Annotated in this window: 12 protein-coding genes; 5 read left to right on the forward strand and 7 right to left on the reverse strand. The window is 69.0% G+C overall.

Features of this window, described 5'->3' with window-relative positions:
- Positions 1-323 precede the first annotated feature (323 nt).
- The gene (locus DPV79_RS10580; RefSeq protein WP_059589415.1) at positions 324-2,294 is read left to right on the forward strand and encodes an APC family permease; all 1,971 of its coding nucleotides are present in this window, start codon (positions 324-326) and stop codon (positions 2,292-2,294) included.
- A 70-nt stretch (positions 2,295-2,364) separates the two neighbouring features.
- On the opposite strand, the gene DPV79_RS42570 is transcribed toward DPV79_RS10580, so the two are convergent.
- Positions 2,365-2,523 (reverse strand): hypothetical protein, encoded by a 159-nt coding sequence (locus DPV79_RS42570; protein WP_165843502.1) that lies wholly within the window; start codon positions 2,521-2,523, stop codon positions 2,365-2,367.
- A gap of 198 nt (positions 2,524-2,721) precedes the next feature.
- Here DPV79_RS42570 and DPV79_RS10585 point away from each other — a divergent pair, with 198 nt between their 5' ends.
- A complete protein-coding gene (locus DPV79_RS10585; RefSeq protein WP_113045493.1) occupies positions 2,722-4,626 on the forward strand; it encodes a DUF3857 domain-containing protein in 1,905 nt (634 codons plus the stop codon).
- A gap of 70 nt (positions 4,627-4,696) precedes the next feature.
- Positions 4,697-4,864, forward strand: a complete 168-nt coding sequence (locus DPV79_RS42575; protein WP_021161681.1) for a hypothetical protein — start codon at positions 4,697-4,699, stop codon at positions 4,862-4,864.
- Between the two features lie 115 nt (positions 4,865-4,979).
- Here DPV79_RS42575 and DPV79_RS10590 read toward each other — a convergent pair whose 3' ends face one another.
- A complete protein-coding gene (locus tag DPV79_RS10590; protein ID WP_113045382.1) occupies positions 4,980-6,029 on the reverse strand; it encodes an AraC family transcriptional regulator in 1,050 nt (349 codons plus the stop codon).
- Positions 6,030-6,099: 70 nt separating this feature from the next.
- Between DPV79_RS10590 and DPV79_RS10595 the strand changes: the two genes are divergently transcribed.
- Positions 6,100-7,302, forward strand: a complete 1,203-nt coding sequence (locus tag DPV79_RS10595) for an MFS transporter (RefSeq protein WP_048020427.1) — start codon at positions 6,100-6,102, stop codon at positions 7,300-7,302.
- Positions 7,303-7,620: 318 nt separating this feature from the next.
- Here the strand turns inward: DPV79_RS10595 and DPV79_RS10605 are convergent, their stop codons facing one another.
- From DPV79_RS10605 to DPV79_RS10620, 4 genes are all read right to left on the reverse strand, one after another.
- The gene (locus DPV79_RS10605; RefSeq protein ID WP_113045384.1) at positions 7,621-8,343 is read right to left on the reverse strand and encodes an HAD family hydrolase; all 723 of its coding nucleotides are present in this window, start codon (positions 8,341-8,343) and stop codon (positions 7,621-7,623) included.
- Between the two features lie 23 nt (positions 8,344-8,366).
- Positions 8,367-9,338 carry an ornithine cyclodeaminase family protein gene (locus DPV79_RS10610; protein ID WP_113045385.1) on the reverse strand — a complete coding sequence of 324 codons (972 nt, stop codon included), beginning with the start codon at positions 9,336-9,338 and terminating at the stop codon, positions 8,367-8,369.
- A gap of 109 nt (positions 9,339-9,447) precedes the next feature.
- On the reverse strand, positions 9,448-10,578 hold the full coding sequence (locus DPV79_RS10615) for a DSD1 family PLP-dependent enzyme (protein ID WP_113045386.1): 1,131 nt from the start codon (positions 10,576-10,578) through the stop codon (positions 9,448-9,450).
- Between the two features lie 145 nt (positions 10,579-10,723).
- Complete coding sequence (locus DPV79_RS10620; RefSeq protein WP_113045387.1) at positions 10,724-11,650, reverse strand: LysR family transcriptional regulator; 927 nt, start codon at positions 11,648-11,650, stop codon at positions 10,724-10,726.
- A 231-nt stretch (positions 11,651-11,881) separates the two neighbouring features.
- Here DPV79_RS10620 and DPV79_RS10625 point away from each other — a divergent pair, with 231 nt between their 5' ends.
- The gene (locus DPV79_RS10625) at positions 11,882-12,736 is read left to right on the forward strand and encodes a hypothetical protein (protein WP_113045388.1); all 855 of its coding nucleotides are present in this window, start codon (positions 11,882-11,884) and stop codon (positions 12,734-12,736) included.
- 27 nt (positions 12,737-12,763) lie between these two features.
- Here DPV79_RS10625 and DPV79_RS10630 read toward each other — a convergent pair whose 3' ends face one another.
- Positions 12,764-13,678, reverse strand: coding sequence for an NAD(P)/FAD-dependent oxidoreductase (locus DPV79_RS10630; RefSeq protein ID WP_042974023.1), 915 nt, complete (start codon positions 13,676-13,678; stop codon positions 12,764-12,766).
- Between the last annotated feature and the right edge of the window lie 106 nt (positions 13,679-13,784).

Consider the following 13,784-nt stretch of genomic DNA (forward strand, 5'->3'; position numbering starts at 1 on the left):
AGGCGGCGGCGAGCGGGGCGGGCCGGTATCGGGCGGTACGACGTGTGGGGCCGGCGGGCGCGGGACGGCGGCCGGCAAGATCACCGTGAAGGTCGCCACGAAGATCACCGCGAAGGTCGCCGGGGCAGGTTCGTCGTGTTGCGCGAGTGCGTGCGGGCGGACGATCCGGCGCGTGGCTGCCGGCGTCGTTCGTTTACACGCTGAAAGCGGTGCCGGGCCGCCGGGCGGCCCCTATGGAAGATGCGGACTGGCGCCGCGCCCGTGCGTCGATTAGTTTTAAAGGATCACGCAGCGCGTGGCGACGGACGTTCCGGGAGGGGACCATGACCGCATTCCAGAAAGTGTGGCAATTGCTCGTCGGCAAGCCGCTCGACCCCCTCGATCCGCGCACGCGGCATGCGATCGCCGTGACGCCGCTGCTGGCCTGGGTCGGGCTCGGCGCCGACGGCCTGTCGTCGTCGTGCTACGGCCCGGAGGAGGCGTTCCTCGCGCTCGGCCAGCACCACGCGCTCGCGCTGTTTCTCGCGCTGGCGACGGCGGCGACCGTGTTCATCATCGCGCTCGGCTACAACCAGGTGATCGAGCTGTTCCCGACGGGCGGCGGCGGCTACCGCGTCGCGACGGCGCTGCTCGGGTCGAAGCCCGGGCTCGTGTCGGGCGCGGCGTTGCTGGTCGATTACGTGCTGACCGTCGCGACGTCGCTCGCGAGCGGCGTCGACGCATTCTTCAGCCTGCTGCCGGTCAGCGCGCAAGCCTTCAAGCTCACCACCGAGATCGTGCTGATCCTGATGATGACGGGGCTCAATTTCCGCGGGATGCGCGAATCGATCATGGTGCTGCTGCCGATCTTCATCGGCTTCGTGATCCTGCACTTCGGGCTGATCGTGTACGGCGTCGCCGTGCACGGCAGCAGCCTCGCGATGGTCGTGCCCGACGCCGTGCACGAAGCGCACGGCATGTCGCAGTCGCTCGGCCTGTTCGTGCTGCTCGCGCTGCTGATGCGCGCGTTCTCGCTCGGCGGCGGCACCTATACGGGCCTCGAGGCCGTGTCGAACAACGTGAACATGCTTGCCGATCCGCGCGTGCCGAACGGCAAGGTGACGATGTGGTACATGTCGACGTCGCTCGCGTTCACGGCCGGCGGCATCATCCTGCTGTACATGCTGTGGCACGCGAAGCCCGTCGACGGCGAGACGCTCAACGCGGTCGTGTTCGGCAGCGTGATCGACCACCTCGGGCTCGGCTCGGCGTTCGCGCGCCACGCGCTGCTCGCGGCCGTGCTCGCGTTCGAGGCCGGGCTGCTGCTGGTCGGCGCGCAGACGGGCTTCCTCGACGGCCCGGCCGTGCTGTCGAACATGGCGTCGGATTCATGGGTGCCGCGCCATTTCCGCGACCTGTCGGGGCGCCTCGTGCGGCAGAACGGCATCATCGTCGTCGGGCTGTCGAGCCTGCTGATCCTCTTGTGGACGCACGGCAACGTCGACGTGCTCGTCGTGCTGTACAGCATCAACGTGTTCCTCACGTTCAGCCTGTCGCTGCTCGGGCTGTGCACGTACTGGTGGCGTCATCGCAGCGAGCCGGGCTGGCTCAAGCACTTCTTCCTGTCGGCGCTCGGGCTGAGCGTGACGGCGACCGTGCTCGGCATCACGCTGATCGAGAAGTTCACGGCGGGCGGCTGGCTCACGGTGCTCGTGACGAGCGCGGTGATCGCGCTGTGCTTCATGATCAACCGCCACTACGCGTATACGCGCGCGCAACTCGCCAAGGAGGACGAACTGTTCTCGGGCAAGGCACCCGAAGTCGACGAGACGGCCGCGCCGGGCAAGCCCGACCCGTCGCAGCCGACCGCCGTGCTGCTGGTCGGCAAGCATCGCGGTGCGAGCATGCACGCGCTGCTGTGGGTCAACCGGCTGTTTCCCGGGCACTTCCGCAACGTGATCTTCCTCGCGGTGGGCGAAGTCGACGCGAAGGCGTACGACGGTCACGAACATCTCGAACGGCTGCGTCACTCGATCACCGAAGCGCTCGACTACTATGTCGCGCACTGCCGTCGCAGCGGCATCGCGGCCGACTACCGGATCGCGTTCGGCACGAACCCCGTCGTCGAATTCATGAACCTCGCGTCGTCGACGCTCGACGAGTACCCGAATGCCGTGTGCTTCGCGAGCAAGCTGATTTTTCGGCGCGTGAATTTCCTGACGGCCTGGCTGCACAACCAGACGCCGGTCGAGTTGCAGGCGCGCTTGCACGTCGAGGGCAAGCAGATGGTGCTGCTGCCGATGAACGTCGGTTAGCGAGCGGGCGTGGCCGCGTTGCACGCCCGCGTGGACGCGGCACGCTTCGCCGGCGACCGGGCAGCGGCCGTCAGGGCCGGTTATGCCGATGCGGACGGTTCGGCCGCCGCAGCAGCGGATGATGGAATCTGGCTCTCGCGCGGTCGCGCCCCGGGCGCTTGAAGAAGAACAGCGCGGCGAGTGCGGCGAATGCCAGCAGGACGACGCCTTTCACGATTGCGCTTTCCATGGTGCCTCCCGGCCGCGCGCGATGACTCATCGATGACTCATTGTAGGTCGGCCTGCGCCGGCTTGACGCGTGCGGATGCGTCGCCCACACTGGCCGGCACGAGGGCCGCGCGCGTGACCTTGCCCGCCGCGCGGCCGCGTTTTCCGAACCGCGACGAGGTGCGATGTGGTGCGCTTTTCTGTCGGCCTGGCCGGCTGGATGTTGGCATGTGCTGTTGCGCTCGGCGCATCGCATGCGGCCGGTGCGGGCCCGGGCGCGAGCGTGGCCGCCGACGCGCCGCACGACGCGGCCGGCACAGCCGACGCGGCCGGCACGGCGCCCGTCACGCTCGTCAGCGACGTCCACGAATTCGTGATCCAGCACGACGGTTCGCTCGACGAGCACGACGATTCGACGCTGCGCGCGAACGACGCGAACGGCATCGATGCCGTCGCGCAGCGCTACGTGTGGTTCGACAAGAATCTCGAGAAGGTGGAGCTGCTCGCGGCCGAGACGATCGACCGCGACGGTGTCGCGCATCCGGTCGGCGCGGACGGCATCCGCGACGTGCAGGAACCGCGTTCGGCCGGCGCGCCGACGTTCCAGGACGGGCTGTTGCGCACCGTCGTGTTTCCCGGCGTCGAAGCCGGGTCGAGCACGCGCGTGGCGTTCCGCAAGACCCGCACGAAGCCCGTCAACCGCGGCTACTTCGGCTACACCGTGGAGCCGTCGCGCGAGCCGGTCGACAACCAGCGGCTGATCTTCGACGTGCCGGCCGACATGCCGCTGTACGCGGATGCGCGCGGCTACGTCGCGCTGCCGCCGGTCACCGCGAACGGCCGCACGCGCTACGAATTCGACTACCGGCACGGCCCGTACGACCGCATCGAGAACGGCGCGGTCGGCTACGCGACCTACGGCGACCGGCTCGTCGTGTCGACGCTGCCCGACTATGCGGCGTTCGCCGCGCGCTACCGCAACGCGGCCATCGATCCGGGCACGGACGATCCGGCCGTGACGCAACTGGCGCGCGCGCTGACCGCGGGCGCTGCCGATCCGCGGGACAAGGCGCGCATCCTGTACGACTGGGTGCAGGCGAACATGCGCTACGTCGGGCTGTTTCTCGGCGAAACGGCTGCCGCGCCGCATCGCGTCACCGACATCCTGCGCAACCGCTACGGCGACTGCAAGGATCATGTCGCGCTGTTCGGCGCGCTGCTCGCGGCGGTCGGTATCCGCAGCGAACCGGTGCTGATCAATCTCGGATCCGTCTACACGCTGCCGTCGGTGCCCGGTTACGGCGCCGGGGCGATCAATCACGCGATCACGTGGCTGCCCGACCTCGCCCGTTATGCGGATACGACGACGGCCGGCATCGCGTTCGGCTATCTGCCGCCCATCGTGATGGATCGTCCCGCGCTGCTCGTCGATACGGGCGTGCTGTCGCGCACGCCGGCCACGCAGCCGCGCGGCCGCGTCGCGCGGGTTCAAATCGATGCGGCCGGGCCGGGTGCCGCGCATTTCCACGCGTACATCGAGGATGACGGCTGGACGGCCGAACTCGAACGCAACCTGTTTCGCCGCGCGACACCCGACGCCATCGTCCAGCTCGCAAACAACCGTCTGCGGCAAAGCGGCTTGCGCGGCCGCGCGCAACTGTCGACCAGCGACCGGCGCGCGACCGACGGGCCGTTCGACGTGACGCTTTCCGGCACGCTCGATCATTTCGTATGGCCCGACGGCACGACCGCGTTACCCGCGCTGTCGAGCCTGACGGGCGGCATCGCGACGCAGGTCGAGAGCTGGCTGGCCGAACCCGTGCGTACGCAGCCGTGGGGCTGTATCGGCGGCACGTTCGACGAGACCGGCCAGATCGCGCTGCCGGCCGACGTCGCGGTGACCGACCTGCCGGCCGATACGGCCGTGCACGACCGCTTCGTCGACTTCACGTCGCATTACGTATTCGACGCGGCCGCGCATGTCGTGCAGGTCTCGCGGCGGATGACGGCGGATTTCGGCCGCCAGGTGTGTACGCCGGACGAATTCACGGCGTTGCGCGCGTCGCTCGAACGCATCGAGCGCGACACGCAGGCGCAGATCGTCGTGCGGGCGAAAGGGCGCTGAACGTTGAACGTTGAACGGGCAGGGGACGTGAGCGCGTGGAGACCATCGGTCGGCGCGCAGGAGGGACATCATGACGGAACGGGATCACGAGATCGCCGATCTCTCGAAGGAATTGCTGGGCCGGATCGTGCAAGGCACCGTTGCCGGCGGCGCGGTGGTGGATGCGGAGCAGTGCGCGGCGCTTGCCGTGCAGTGCGCGACGGCGCTGGTCGACAGGCTGGAAGCGCGCAGCGGCTGAGCGCGGCAATCACGCGTGGCGGCGATTCGGGCGGCAATTCGGGAGACGGCCGGCGGCCGCGGCCGGCATCACGCGCGATACATGGCGCGTGGCACGTCGCGTGACACGTCGCGCGTTACGCGTCGACGCGCGCCTCGCCGTCCGCGCGCACGGCGCCCGGCGGCTTGCCCACCACGCGCTTGAACGCGCGGCTGAACGCGGCGAGCGAGCCGTAGCCGAGCCGGTACGCAACGGCCTCGATCGTCTCGTGGTCGCGCGTGATCCATTGCGCGGCGAGCCGCATCCGCAGCTCGGTCAGGTAGCGCACGGGCGTCATCCCGGTGGCCGCGAGAAAGCGTTCGGCGAACACCGAACGTGACACGCCCGCTTCGGTGGCGAGTTCCGCCACGCTCCAGTTGCGGCCCGGATCGCGATGCAGCGCGACGATCGCGCGGCCGAGCTTCGGTTCGCGCAGCGCCTGCACCCAGCCCGTCGCGTCGCCGCAGCCGCATTCGACCCAGCCGCGCACGATGAACGCCGCGACCACGTCCGCGAGCCGCGCGAGGATGCCGGCGAAGCCCGCGCGCGCCGAGCAGGACTCGCGCTCCATCGCATCGAGCATCGGGCGGATTTCCGGGTAGCGCGCGAGCAGCGTGCCGACGTGCATGAACTCGGGCATCGTGCCGACGAGCGGCTGCATGCCGCCGAGATCGAGCTCCATGCACGCGCTGAAGATCAGCGCGTCGCCGGCACCCGGCTCGGTCGTCGCGCAACTTGCCGGCGACGCGCCCGACGACGCCACCGACGCCACCGTATCGCAGATCTTCGCGACCTCGAAGCCGTTGATCTCGCGGCACGGCGCATCGGGGTCGGAGACCAGCGCGTGCATGCCGCCGTGCGGCAGCAGGATCGCGTCGCCGGCTTCGAGCCGCATCGTCTCGCCGTTCGCGTCGCGCAGCAGCACGGGCCCGCGCCCGACGAAATGGAACTGCGCGCGGCCCGGCGCATCGCCGAAACTCAGCCCGAACGGCCGCGCCACCTGGATGCGGCGGTACTGGACGCCGCTCAGGCGCATCCCCAGCAGCAGTTCGCTGACGAGGTCGTGTACGTCGGCCGCGGACGAAGGCAAGGGCTCGGACATGGCGAGATTCGGACGATCGATCAACAAGAGCGGATTGTATGTCATAGACCGTCCTGTCGTGGTTCCTTACGATACGCCGTCATCGGTATTTTCCCTAAACGACACGGAACGACGCATGAATCCCGGAATTTCCTCTGTCGCCGCGACGGCGGCCCCCCGCGAACCGGCCTGGGGCGCGGTATTTGCGATGGCGCTCGGCGTGTTCGGGCTCGTCACCGCCGAATTCCTGCCCGCGAGCCTGCTGACGCCGATGGCCGAGAGCCTCGGCGTGACCGAAGGCGTCGCCGGGCAGGCCGTCACGGCCACCGCGACGGTGGCGCTCGTCACGAGCCTCCTGATCTCCGCGGTGACGCGCACGATCGACCGGCGGCGTGTGCTGCTCGCGTTTTCGGTGTTGCTGGTCGCGTCGAATCTCGCGGTCGCGTTCGCGACCAGCCTGACGATGCTGCTGATCGGCCGCGTCGTGCTCGGCGTCGCGCTGGGCGGCTTCTGGACGATGGCGACGGCCACCACGATGCGGCTCGTGCCGACGGCGATGGTGCCGCGTGCGCTGTCGATCATCTTCAGCGGCGTGGCAGTCGCGACGATCGCGTCCGCGCCGATGGGCAGCTACTTCGGTCACCTGATCGGCTGGCGCAACGTGTTCCTGATCGCGGGCGCGCTCGGCGGCATCGCGTTCGTGTCGCAGCTCGTCACGCTGCCGTCGCTGCCGCCGAGCGGCACGACGCGGCTGCGGACGCTGATCGACGTGCTGCGCCGGCCGACCGTCGGCCTCGGGATGTTCGCGACGATCCTCGTGTTCACCGGGCACTTCGCGTTCTTCACGTATCTGCGGCCGTTCCTCGAACAGGTCGCGGGCGTCGGCGTGAACGGCCTGTCGGCGATCCTGCTCGGCTACGGTATCGCCAACTTCGTCGGTACGTCGCTCGCGGGCCGCGTGCTCGAACACCGGCTGCGGCCGATGCTGATCGCGATGCCCGCGCTGATGGTCGTGCTCGCTGTCGCGCTCGTCGCGCTCGGCCGCGCACCGATGATCGATGCGGTGCTCGTCGCGTTGTGGGGGATGGCCTTCGGCGGCGTGCCGGTCGCGTGGTCGACCTGGGTCACGCGCACCGTGCCCGATGAAGCCGAAAGCGCGGGCGGACTGATCGTCGCGGCGATCCAGCTTGCCATCGCGACGGGTGCGGCGGCCGGCGGCGTCGTGTTCGACGCGAACGGCGCGGCTGGCGTGTTCGTCGGCGCGGCGGTCGTGCTGGCCGTCGCGGTCGCGGCGATCGTGACGGGCGTGCCGAAGCGGGTCGGCGTCGCCACGTCCTGACCGGCCGGCAGGCCGGCGCGGTGATGCGGTGGTGCAGGCCCGCCGGCGGCCGTCCGCCCGTCGGGCGTCAGGCGGTGCCGGCGCCCGCGATGCGGTCGAGGTCCGCGAGCGCATCGTCCGGCAACACGAGGCCGGACGCCGCGAGGTTCTCGCGCAGATGCGCGGCCGAACGCGCCGCAGCGGATCGCGGACGTGCGCAAGGCGGCGTGAGCGTGCGGCGGCCGGCCGTTCCATTTGCGCAGCGGGCGAGTGCCTGTCGTCAGCAAGTCATGGCGGTAATGCGTGCGTCGCGCACGCGGCGCACACAGGCGCTTGCGCTCACGCTACGTCGTCAGGCCCGCCGAGCGCGCGACACAGCATCGACAGGTCGTTGAGCGTCAGGTGCGGCGCGGCGGCCTGCTGCGGCACACGTTCCGGTTCCGGATGCGTGTCGCGAACCACCCACGCTGCCTGAAGCCCCGCGTTCAACGCACCGACGATATCGAGGTGATAGTCGTCCCCGACGTGCAGCAGTTCCGCCGGCTGCACGTCGAGCGTTTCCGCCGCCGCATGGAAGATCCCGGGCTCCGGTTTCGCGACCCCGAACGCCTGCGCGCTGAGCGTCGCACGAAAGTATTCGCCGCCGCCGGTCATCCGGAGATCGGCGTTGCCGTTGGTCACCGCGATCAACGGAAACCGCGCGCTCAGCCACGCGAGTGCCGGCAACGCATCGTCATAGAATTCGACCCGGTTGCGGGCGGCAAAGAACGCCGCGTACGCGTGCTCGGCGAGCGCGACATCCTCGTTCGCACGCTCCAGCGCAAGCCGGATCGATCCGATCCTCATCGCACGGAAATCGCCGGCGAGCCCGGGGCACAATCGTTCGTATTCCTCACGCAACCCGCTCAGCGACTGCTGCGTGGGCAGCACACGCGCGGTACCGGGCGCGTGCTCGATCAACCATGCGTGAAGCGCCGCTTCGGCCCGTACGACGGCCGGCCCGAACGGCCACAGGGTGTCGTCCAGGTCGAAGGAGAGGGCGGAAACTTTGGCGAGACGCATGGCGGTTGACGAGAGGGTTTCGTTTACCACGGCCACGGAATGGAGATTCCGGTGCCGTTTTCGAGGGCCTGTCGATACAGGAAGCGGGCGACGGTCAGGTCCTGAAGCGCCAGCCCGGTCATGTCGAAGACGGTGATCTCGTGCGGCGCGCGGTCGACCGACGCGGTTCCGGCGAGGATGTCACCGATTTCAGTGCGTGGCAAATCCGGCGCCCACTGGCACTCGCCGATGCTGCGCGCCTGATCGTGATCGTCCACGACGATGCGCGCGCGTTCCAGCACGCCTGCCGGAAGCTCGCGCTTGCCGGCCGTGTCGGCGCCGACGCAGGTCAGGTGGGTGCCCGGCCGAACCGCATCCGCATCGAACAGCGGGCCGCCGCCCGGCGTGGCCGTGATGACCACGTCGCTATCGGCCACCGCGTCGTTCCGGTCGCGTGCCACGCCGATCGTGCATCGCTCCCGGAACGCCGATTCGAACCCCGGGTCGGGCTCGCCGCTGACGTTCACGTACCGCACCGTGCAGCGTTGCGGCAGCAGCCCGAGCGCGTAGTCGAGCTGGACGCGCGCCTGCACGCCCGTGCCGAACACGCAGATTCGCGTGCTGTCGCGACGCGCGAGCAGTTGCAGCCCGAGGCCGCCGGCGGCACCGGTTCGCGCGGTGGTGATCGCATTGCCGTCCATGATGCACAGCGGGCGGCCCGTGGCCGGATCGAACAGCGCGACGGTGGCCTGATGCGGTTCGCCGCCGAGCGCCCGGTTGCCGGGCCAGAACCCGGCCGCCTTGAAGCCGAGCAGCGCCTGGCACGCGACGTCGCCCGACTTGATCCCGAATACGCCGCCCGTGTGCAGCTTCTCGCGAACCACCGGAAACACGCGCCCGGCCCGTTGACTGTGCAGCACGAAGGCTTCGCGAACTGCCGCCGTCACTTGCGCGGCCTCGAGGGCGGGTTCGACGGCATCGCGGTCGAGAAGCAGGAGTCGGGCGTCTGTCGGCATATTCGGGCAAGCGCTTTCGGCGCAACGCAAAACGAGGGTGTTTAAATTTTGTCCAGATTTGGACAAATAGTCAATGTATCGGCGAAACGGTGCGGGCGTGCGGTTCGGCTCACCACCCGTAGAAGCGCGGCCAGGCCTGCGCGCTGCCGTCGTCGCCGATCGCCTGATACTCGGGATGCTGCGCACCGGTGGCGCACGCGTGATTCGGCAGGATGCGCAGGCGGGTGCCGATCGGAAACCGTTGCGCGATGCCGGAGTCGGGCGCGCCCGCGCGCGACACGATCCCGTGCTCCTGGTTGGCGGCGCTCATCACGTAGTCGCCGAGCACGTCGCCGTGTTCGGTGCAGACCTGCCCGTAGCCGAAATCGCGCGCCTGACGCTGCGTGCCGCGGTCGCGGCTCATCGCCATCCAGCCTGCGTCGACGATCGCCCAGCCTTTCTCTTCCTGGTGCCCGATGACGGTGGTCAGCACCGACAGCGCGATGTCGGACAGGTCGCACACGCCGATGTTGTGCATCACGAGGTCGAACATCACGTACACGCCGGCACGCACCTCGGTGACGCCGTCGAGGTGTCGCGCCGCGAGCGCGGTGGGTGTCGAGCCGATACTCACGACCGGGCAGGGCAGCCCGGCGGCCCGGAGGCGTTCTGCCGCCTGCACGGTGCGGCTGCGCTCCTGTTCGGCGATGGCCGCCAGCGCTTCGGGCGTGCTGTATTCGTAGCTCGAGCCCGCGTGCGCCAGCACGCCGCCGAGCACCAGCCCGCCGTCGACCAGCGCGCGGCCCACGTCGATCAGCAGGCCGGCGTCGGGCGGGATCCCCGAGCGGTGGCCGTCGACGTCGACCTCGATCCACACTTCGAAGCGCTCGCCATGCGCGCGCCCGAATTCGGCGATCGCGTGTGCGGCGGGCAGGCTGTCCGTGACCAGCTTCAGGTCGCAGCCCTGCCGGCGCAGCGCGAGCGCCTGGCCGAGCTTCGCGGGCACCATGCCGACCGCGTAGACGATGTCGCGGATACCGTGCGCGAAAAACTGTTCGGCTTCCTTGAGCGTCGACACCGTGACGCCTTGCGCGCCCGCGGCGGTCTGGGCATCGACGACGTGCGTGCATTTGGTGGTCTTGACGTGCGGCCGGAACCGGACGCCGAGCGCGTCCAGATGTGCCTGCATGCGGCCGATGTTGTGACGCATGCGGCCGACGTCGATCAGGGCGGCCGGGGTGTTGAGGGTTTGAAGGTCCACGATGCGTTGCCTCGGAAGGTTGCCGATGCGAACACTGTAGGGGCGTCGACGGGCCGCGTGTTTAACGCAACGCTAATACGGCATTAAACACGGTTTAATTGACCGGATCGCGCGAGCCCAAGCCAAAGTCCGAGCCCGGCGCAACTCATGCCTTGCCGCGCCACGGCGGCGGGCTCAGCAACCGCGTCGCGGCTTCGAGGAAGACCCGTTGCCGTGCGGAGCGGCCGGTGCGCGACGGCAGCAGCGCCGTGACCGGCGCGGGCGGCAGGTGCCAGTCGGGCAGCAACCGGACGAGCCTGCCGTTCGCGAGCAGCGGCGCGACGTCCCACTCGGAGCGCTCGACGATCCCGAGCCCGGCCAGCGCCCATTCGGTGATGACGGTGCCGTCGTTGGAGGACAGCGCGCCGGTGACGCGGATCACGGCGGACCGGCGTGGGGCACCCTTGACGTCGCCGCCTGACGAGAAGCGCCATCGCGGGATGTCCTCGTCGTTCTCGCGCAGGCACAGGCAGTCGTATCGGGCCAGGTCGGACGGATGGTTCAATGCCTTGATGCGACGGGCATAGGCAGGGCTCGCGCACAGAAATCGCTCGTTGGGCGCAAGCGGATAGCCGATCCACGACGACGACTTGAGGCTGCCGACGTGCACGACCACGTCGGCCCCCGACGCGCTGGTCAACGGGCTGTCCGACAGGTGGAGCGCGATGTCGAGTTTCGGGTGCGCGCGCTGCAGGTCGCGCACGATCCGCGCGACGTACTTTCGCCCGAAGCCGAGCGGGGCGACGACGCGCAGCGTGCCCCGCACGTCGCCGTGGTCGCCTGAAATGCTGACCGGCAGCGCTTCCACGCGCTCGAGAATGTCGACGGCTTCCTGGTACAGCCGTTGCCCTTCGTCGGTCAACGCGACCCCTTTCGGCTGTCGCACCGCGAGCCTGGCGCTCAGGCGCGCTTCCATCCGCTGCAGGCGGATCGTGACCGCGGGCGGTGTGAGATCGAGCAGCCGGGCGGCGGAGGCCAGCGAGCGCGACGTGCCGATCGCGCGTACGAGCCGAAGGTCGTCGAGGTCGAGCATTTCGTGTCTCTTAATGTGAACGATGCAGGGCATTAAACCGCATATCACGCGTCGTAGCCATCGAGGCGGCGGCGCCGGCGACATGGCCGGTGTCGACGGCTTAAAGAACGGTCGCGTTGCGCCGATATAGAGACGACGTCCGGCTTTCTGTGCAGCGTGTCCAGACCAGCACGGTGCATGCCGTGGAAGGCCGAGACCTATTCCAACGAAAAAAATGGAGCCTCTCACCTTATGAAGTCCGTCTTTACCCGTCCCCTGGCAGGCCGCCTCGCAATCGTCGTCGCGGCCGCTTCGCTCGCCGCGTGCGGCGCGACGAACCCGCTTCAACAGGCCGGCCAGGGGATCATGGGCGCGCTGACGTCCGACGCGGGCCGGACCGACGTGTCGAGCCAGAAGCCCGTCGTCCTGAAGATTCCGAACGATCCCGGCATCCAGCCACGCAAGGTCGCGCCGTATTCGACGGTCATCGTCCGCGATGTCGGCTACGACAGCCGCAGCGTGCAGGTCATCGCGAACGCGCAGTACTACCGGCTTCGCTTCGAGAACCTGACGCCCGGATCGTTCGTCGTCCATGCGCGCACGGACAACGGGGTCGCCGGGTCGGGCGTGAAGTACGACGTCAACTTCAACGTGCAGGAATCGCCGAAGGGTTATCAGGTCGCGTTTCAGCCGATGACGCGCAATGCCTATCAGCAGGGGCTGATCGGCAAGTTTCCGGTACCGAACTTCAACGACGCGGACCTGCGCACGCAGTTGACGTCGCTGCAAATCGTCTACCGCTTCGAGGTGGATTCGCCGTACAACTCGGAATCGGTGACCGCGAACTTCATGCGTCTCGCGCGTCCGATGACCGCGCGGCAGGGCTGGGCCGATCCCGTGACGGGCAAGATCTACAGCAGCTACTTCGTGTCCACGCTGCATGGTCGCGACATGACGTATGTCACGCAGGTGTATCCGTATCACAACGGGTCGAAGGCGGTGATCACGGCGGTGATCACCGGCGTCGAAACCGCGCCGGACACGGTCGACTTCGGCGTGCTGATCAACGATGCGCGCCACATGCTCGAGAACATCTCGAAGTCCTGATCGTGTGCCCCGGGGCTGCGCACCGCGTCACGCGCGCAGCCCGACAATCAGCGACCGATGCGCGGCGACCCCGGCCATCACGCCCGACGCCGACGCGAACGTCGCGTTGCTCATCGGCGTCGACGCGTCGCCGGCCGCGAACACGCCGGCGACGCTGGTCTCTTTCCCCGCATCGACGCGCACGACGGGGCCGAGCGGCCCGTCGTCGAATGCACAGCCGAGCTGCTGCGCGAGATCGCTCGCCATTGCCGTACGCGCGCCGACGAACAGCGCATCGACCGGCACGACCTGCCCGTCGGCGAGCCGCAACGCTTCGATACGCGGCGCGTCGCCCAGGATTTCAACGACCGGCGAGCGCTCGATGCGAACGCCGCGCGCGTCGAGCAACGCGGCTTCTTCGTGGTTCGCCTCGACCACGCCTTGCGTGAACCACGTCGTCGGGCCCCAGTCCGGAATCAGGATCGCCTGGTGCACGGACAGCGGATGCGTGGCGAGCACGCCGAGCCGCCGGCCGCTCACCTCGTACCCATGGCAGTACGGACAATGCAGCACGCTGACGCCCCAGCGTTCGGCGAGCCCCGGCAGCGCGGGCAGTTCGTCGCGGATGCCCGTCGCGAGGATCAGCCGGTCGGCGCTGGCCCGGCTGCCGTCGGCCAGCGTCACGTGGAAGCGGCCGTCCGCATCGCGTTCGGCCGTGCGCGCGTCGCCTGCGATCCGCCGCACGGTCGGATACGCGGCGAGTTGCGCGGCGGCTTCCTCGACGATCTGCGCGGGCGGCTTGCCGTCCTGCCCGAAAAAGCCGTGCGCGTGCGCGGCAAAGCGGTTGCGCGGCCGGCCGGCGTCGATCACGAGCACGCGGCGGCGCGCCCGCGCAAGCTGCATCGCGGCCGACAGCCCCGCAAAGCTGCCGCCGATCACGATCACTTCATGATGGTCATGCATGTACCCGCTCCTTTCCTGAACCTGCGTGAATGAAGGGCGTGTTCCGATGGCGGCCAACTCATGAAACACGAGAAGTTGCATGATAGGGCGGTGGTATCATTCACGC

Origin of the sequence: Burkholderia reimsis (assembly GCF_003294055.1) — a bacterium.
Taxonomy (GTDB): Bacteria; Pseudomonadota; Gammaproteobacteria; order Burkholderiales; family Burkholderiaceae; genus Burkholderia; species Burkholderia cepacia.

Excerpts from the sequence above, each read along its gene's own strand:
- DPV79_RS10595 (WP_048020427.1), top strand. The coding sequence starts at position 6,100 with ATGAATCCCGGAATTTCCTCTGTCGCCGCGACGGCGGCCCCCCGCGAA.
- DPV79_RS10605 (WP_113045384.1), bottom strand. The coding sequence starts at position 8,343 with ATGCGTCTCGCCAAAGTTTCCGCCCTCTCCTTCGACCTGGACGACACC.
- DPV79_RS10580 (WP_059589415.1), top strand. The coding sequence starts at position 324 with ATGACCGCATTCCAGAAAGTGTGGCAATTGCTCGTCGGCAAGCCGCTC.
- DPV79_RS10625 (WP_113045388.1), top strand. The coding sequence starts at position 11,882 with ATGAAGTCCGTCTTTACCCGTCCCCTGGCAGGCCGCCTCGCAATCGTC.
- DPV79_RS10610 (WP_113045385.1), bottom strand. The coding sequence starts at position 9,338 with ATGCCGACAGACGCCCGACTCCTGCTTCTCGACCGCGATGCCGTCGAA.
- DPV79_RS10590 (WP_113045382.1), bottom strand. The coding sequence starts at position 6,029 with ATGACATACAATCCGCTCTTGTTGATCGATCGTCCGAATCTCGCCATG.
- DPV79_RS10585 (WP_113045493.1), top strand. The coding sequence starts at position 2,722 with ATGTTGGCATGTGCTGTTGCGCTCGGCGCATCGCATGCGGCCGGTGCG.
- DPV79_RS42570 (WP_165843502.1), bottom strand. The coding sequence starts at position 2,523 with ATGGAAAGCGCAATCGTGAAAGGCGTCGTCCTGCTGGCATTCGCCGCA.
- DPV79_RS10620 (WP_113045387.1), bottom strand. The coding sequence starts at position 11,650 with ATGCTCGACCTCGACGACCTTCGGCTCGTACGCGCGATCGGCACGTCG.
- DPV79_RS10630 (WP_042974023.1), bottom strand. The coding sequence starts at position 13,678 with ATGCATGACCATCATGAAGTGATCGTGATCGGCGGCAGCTTTGCGGGG.
- DPV79_RS42575 (WP_021161681.1), top strand. The coding sequence starts at position 4,697 with ATGACGGAACGGGATCACGAGATCGCCGATCTCTCGAAGGAATTGCTG.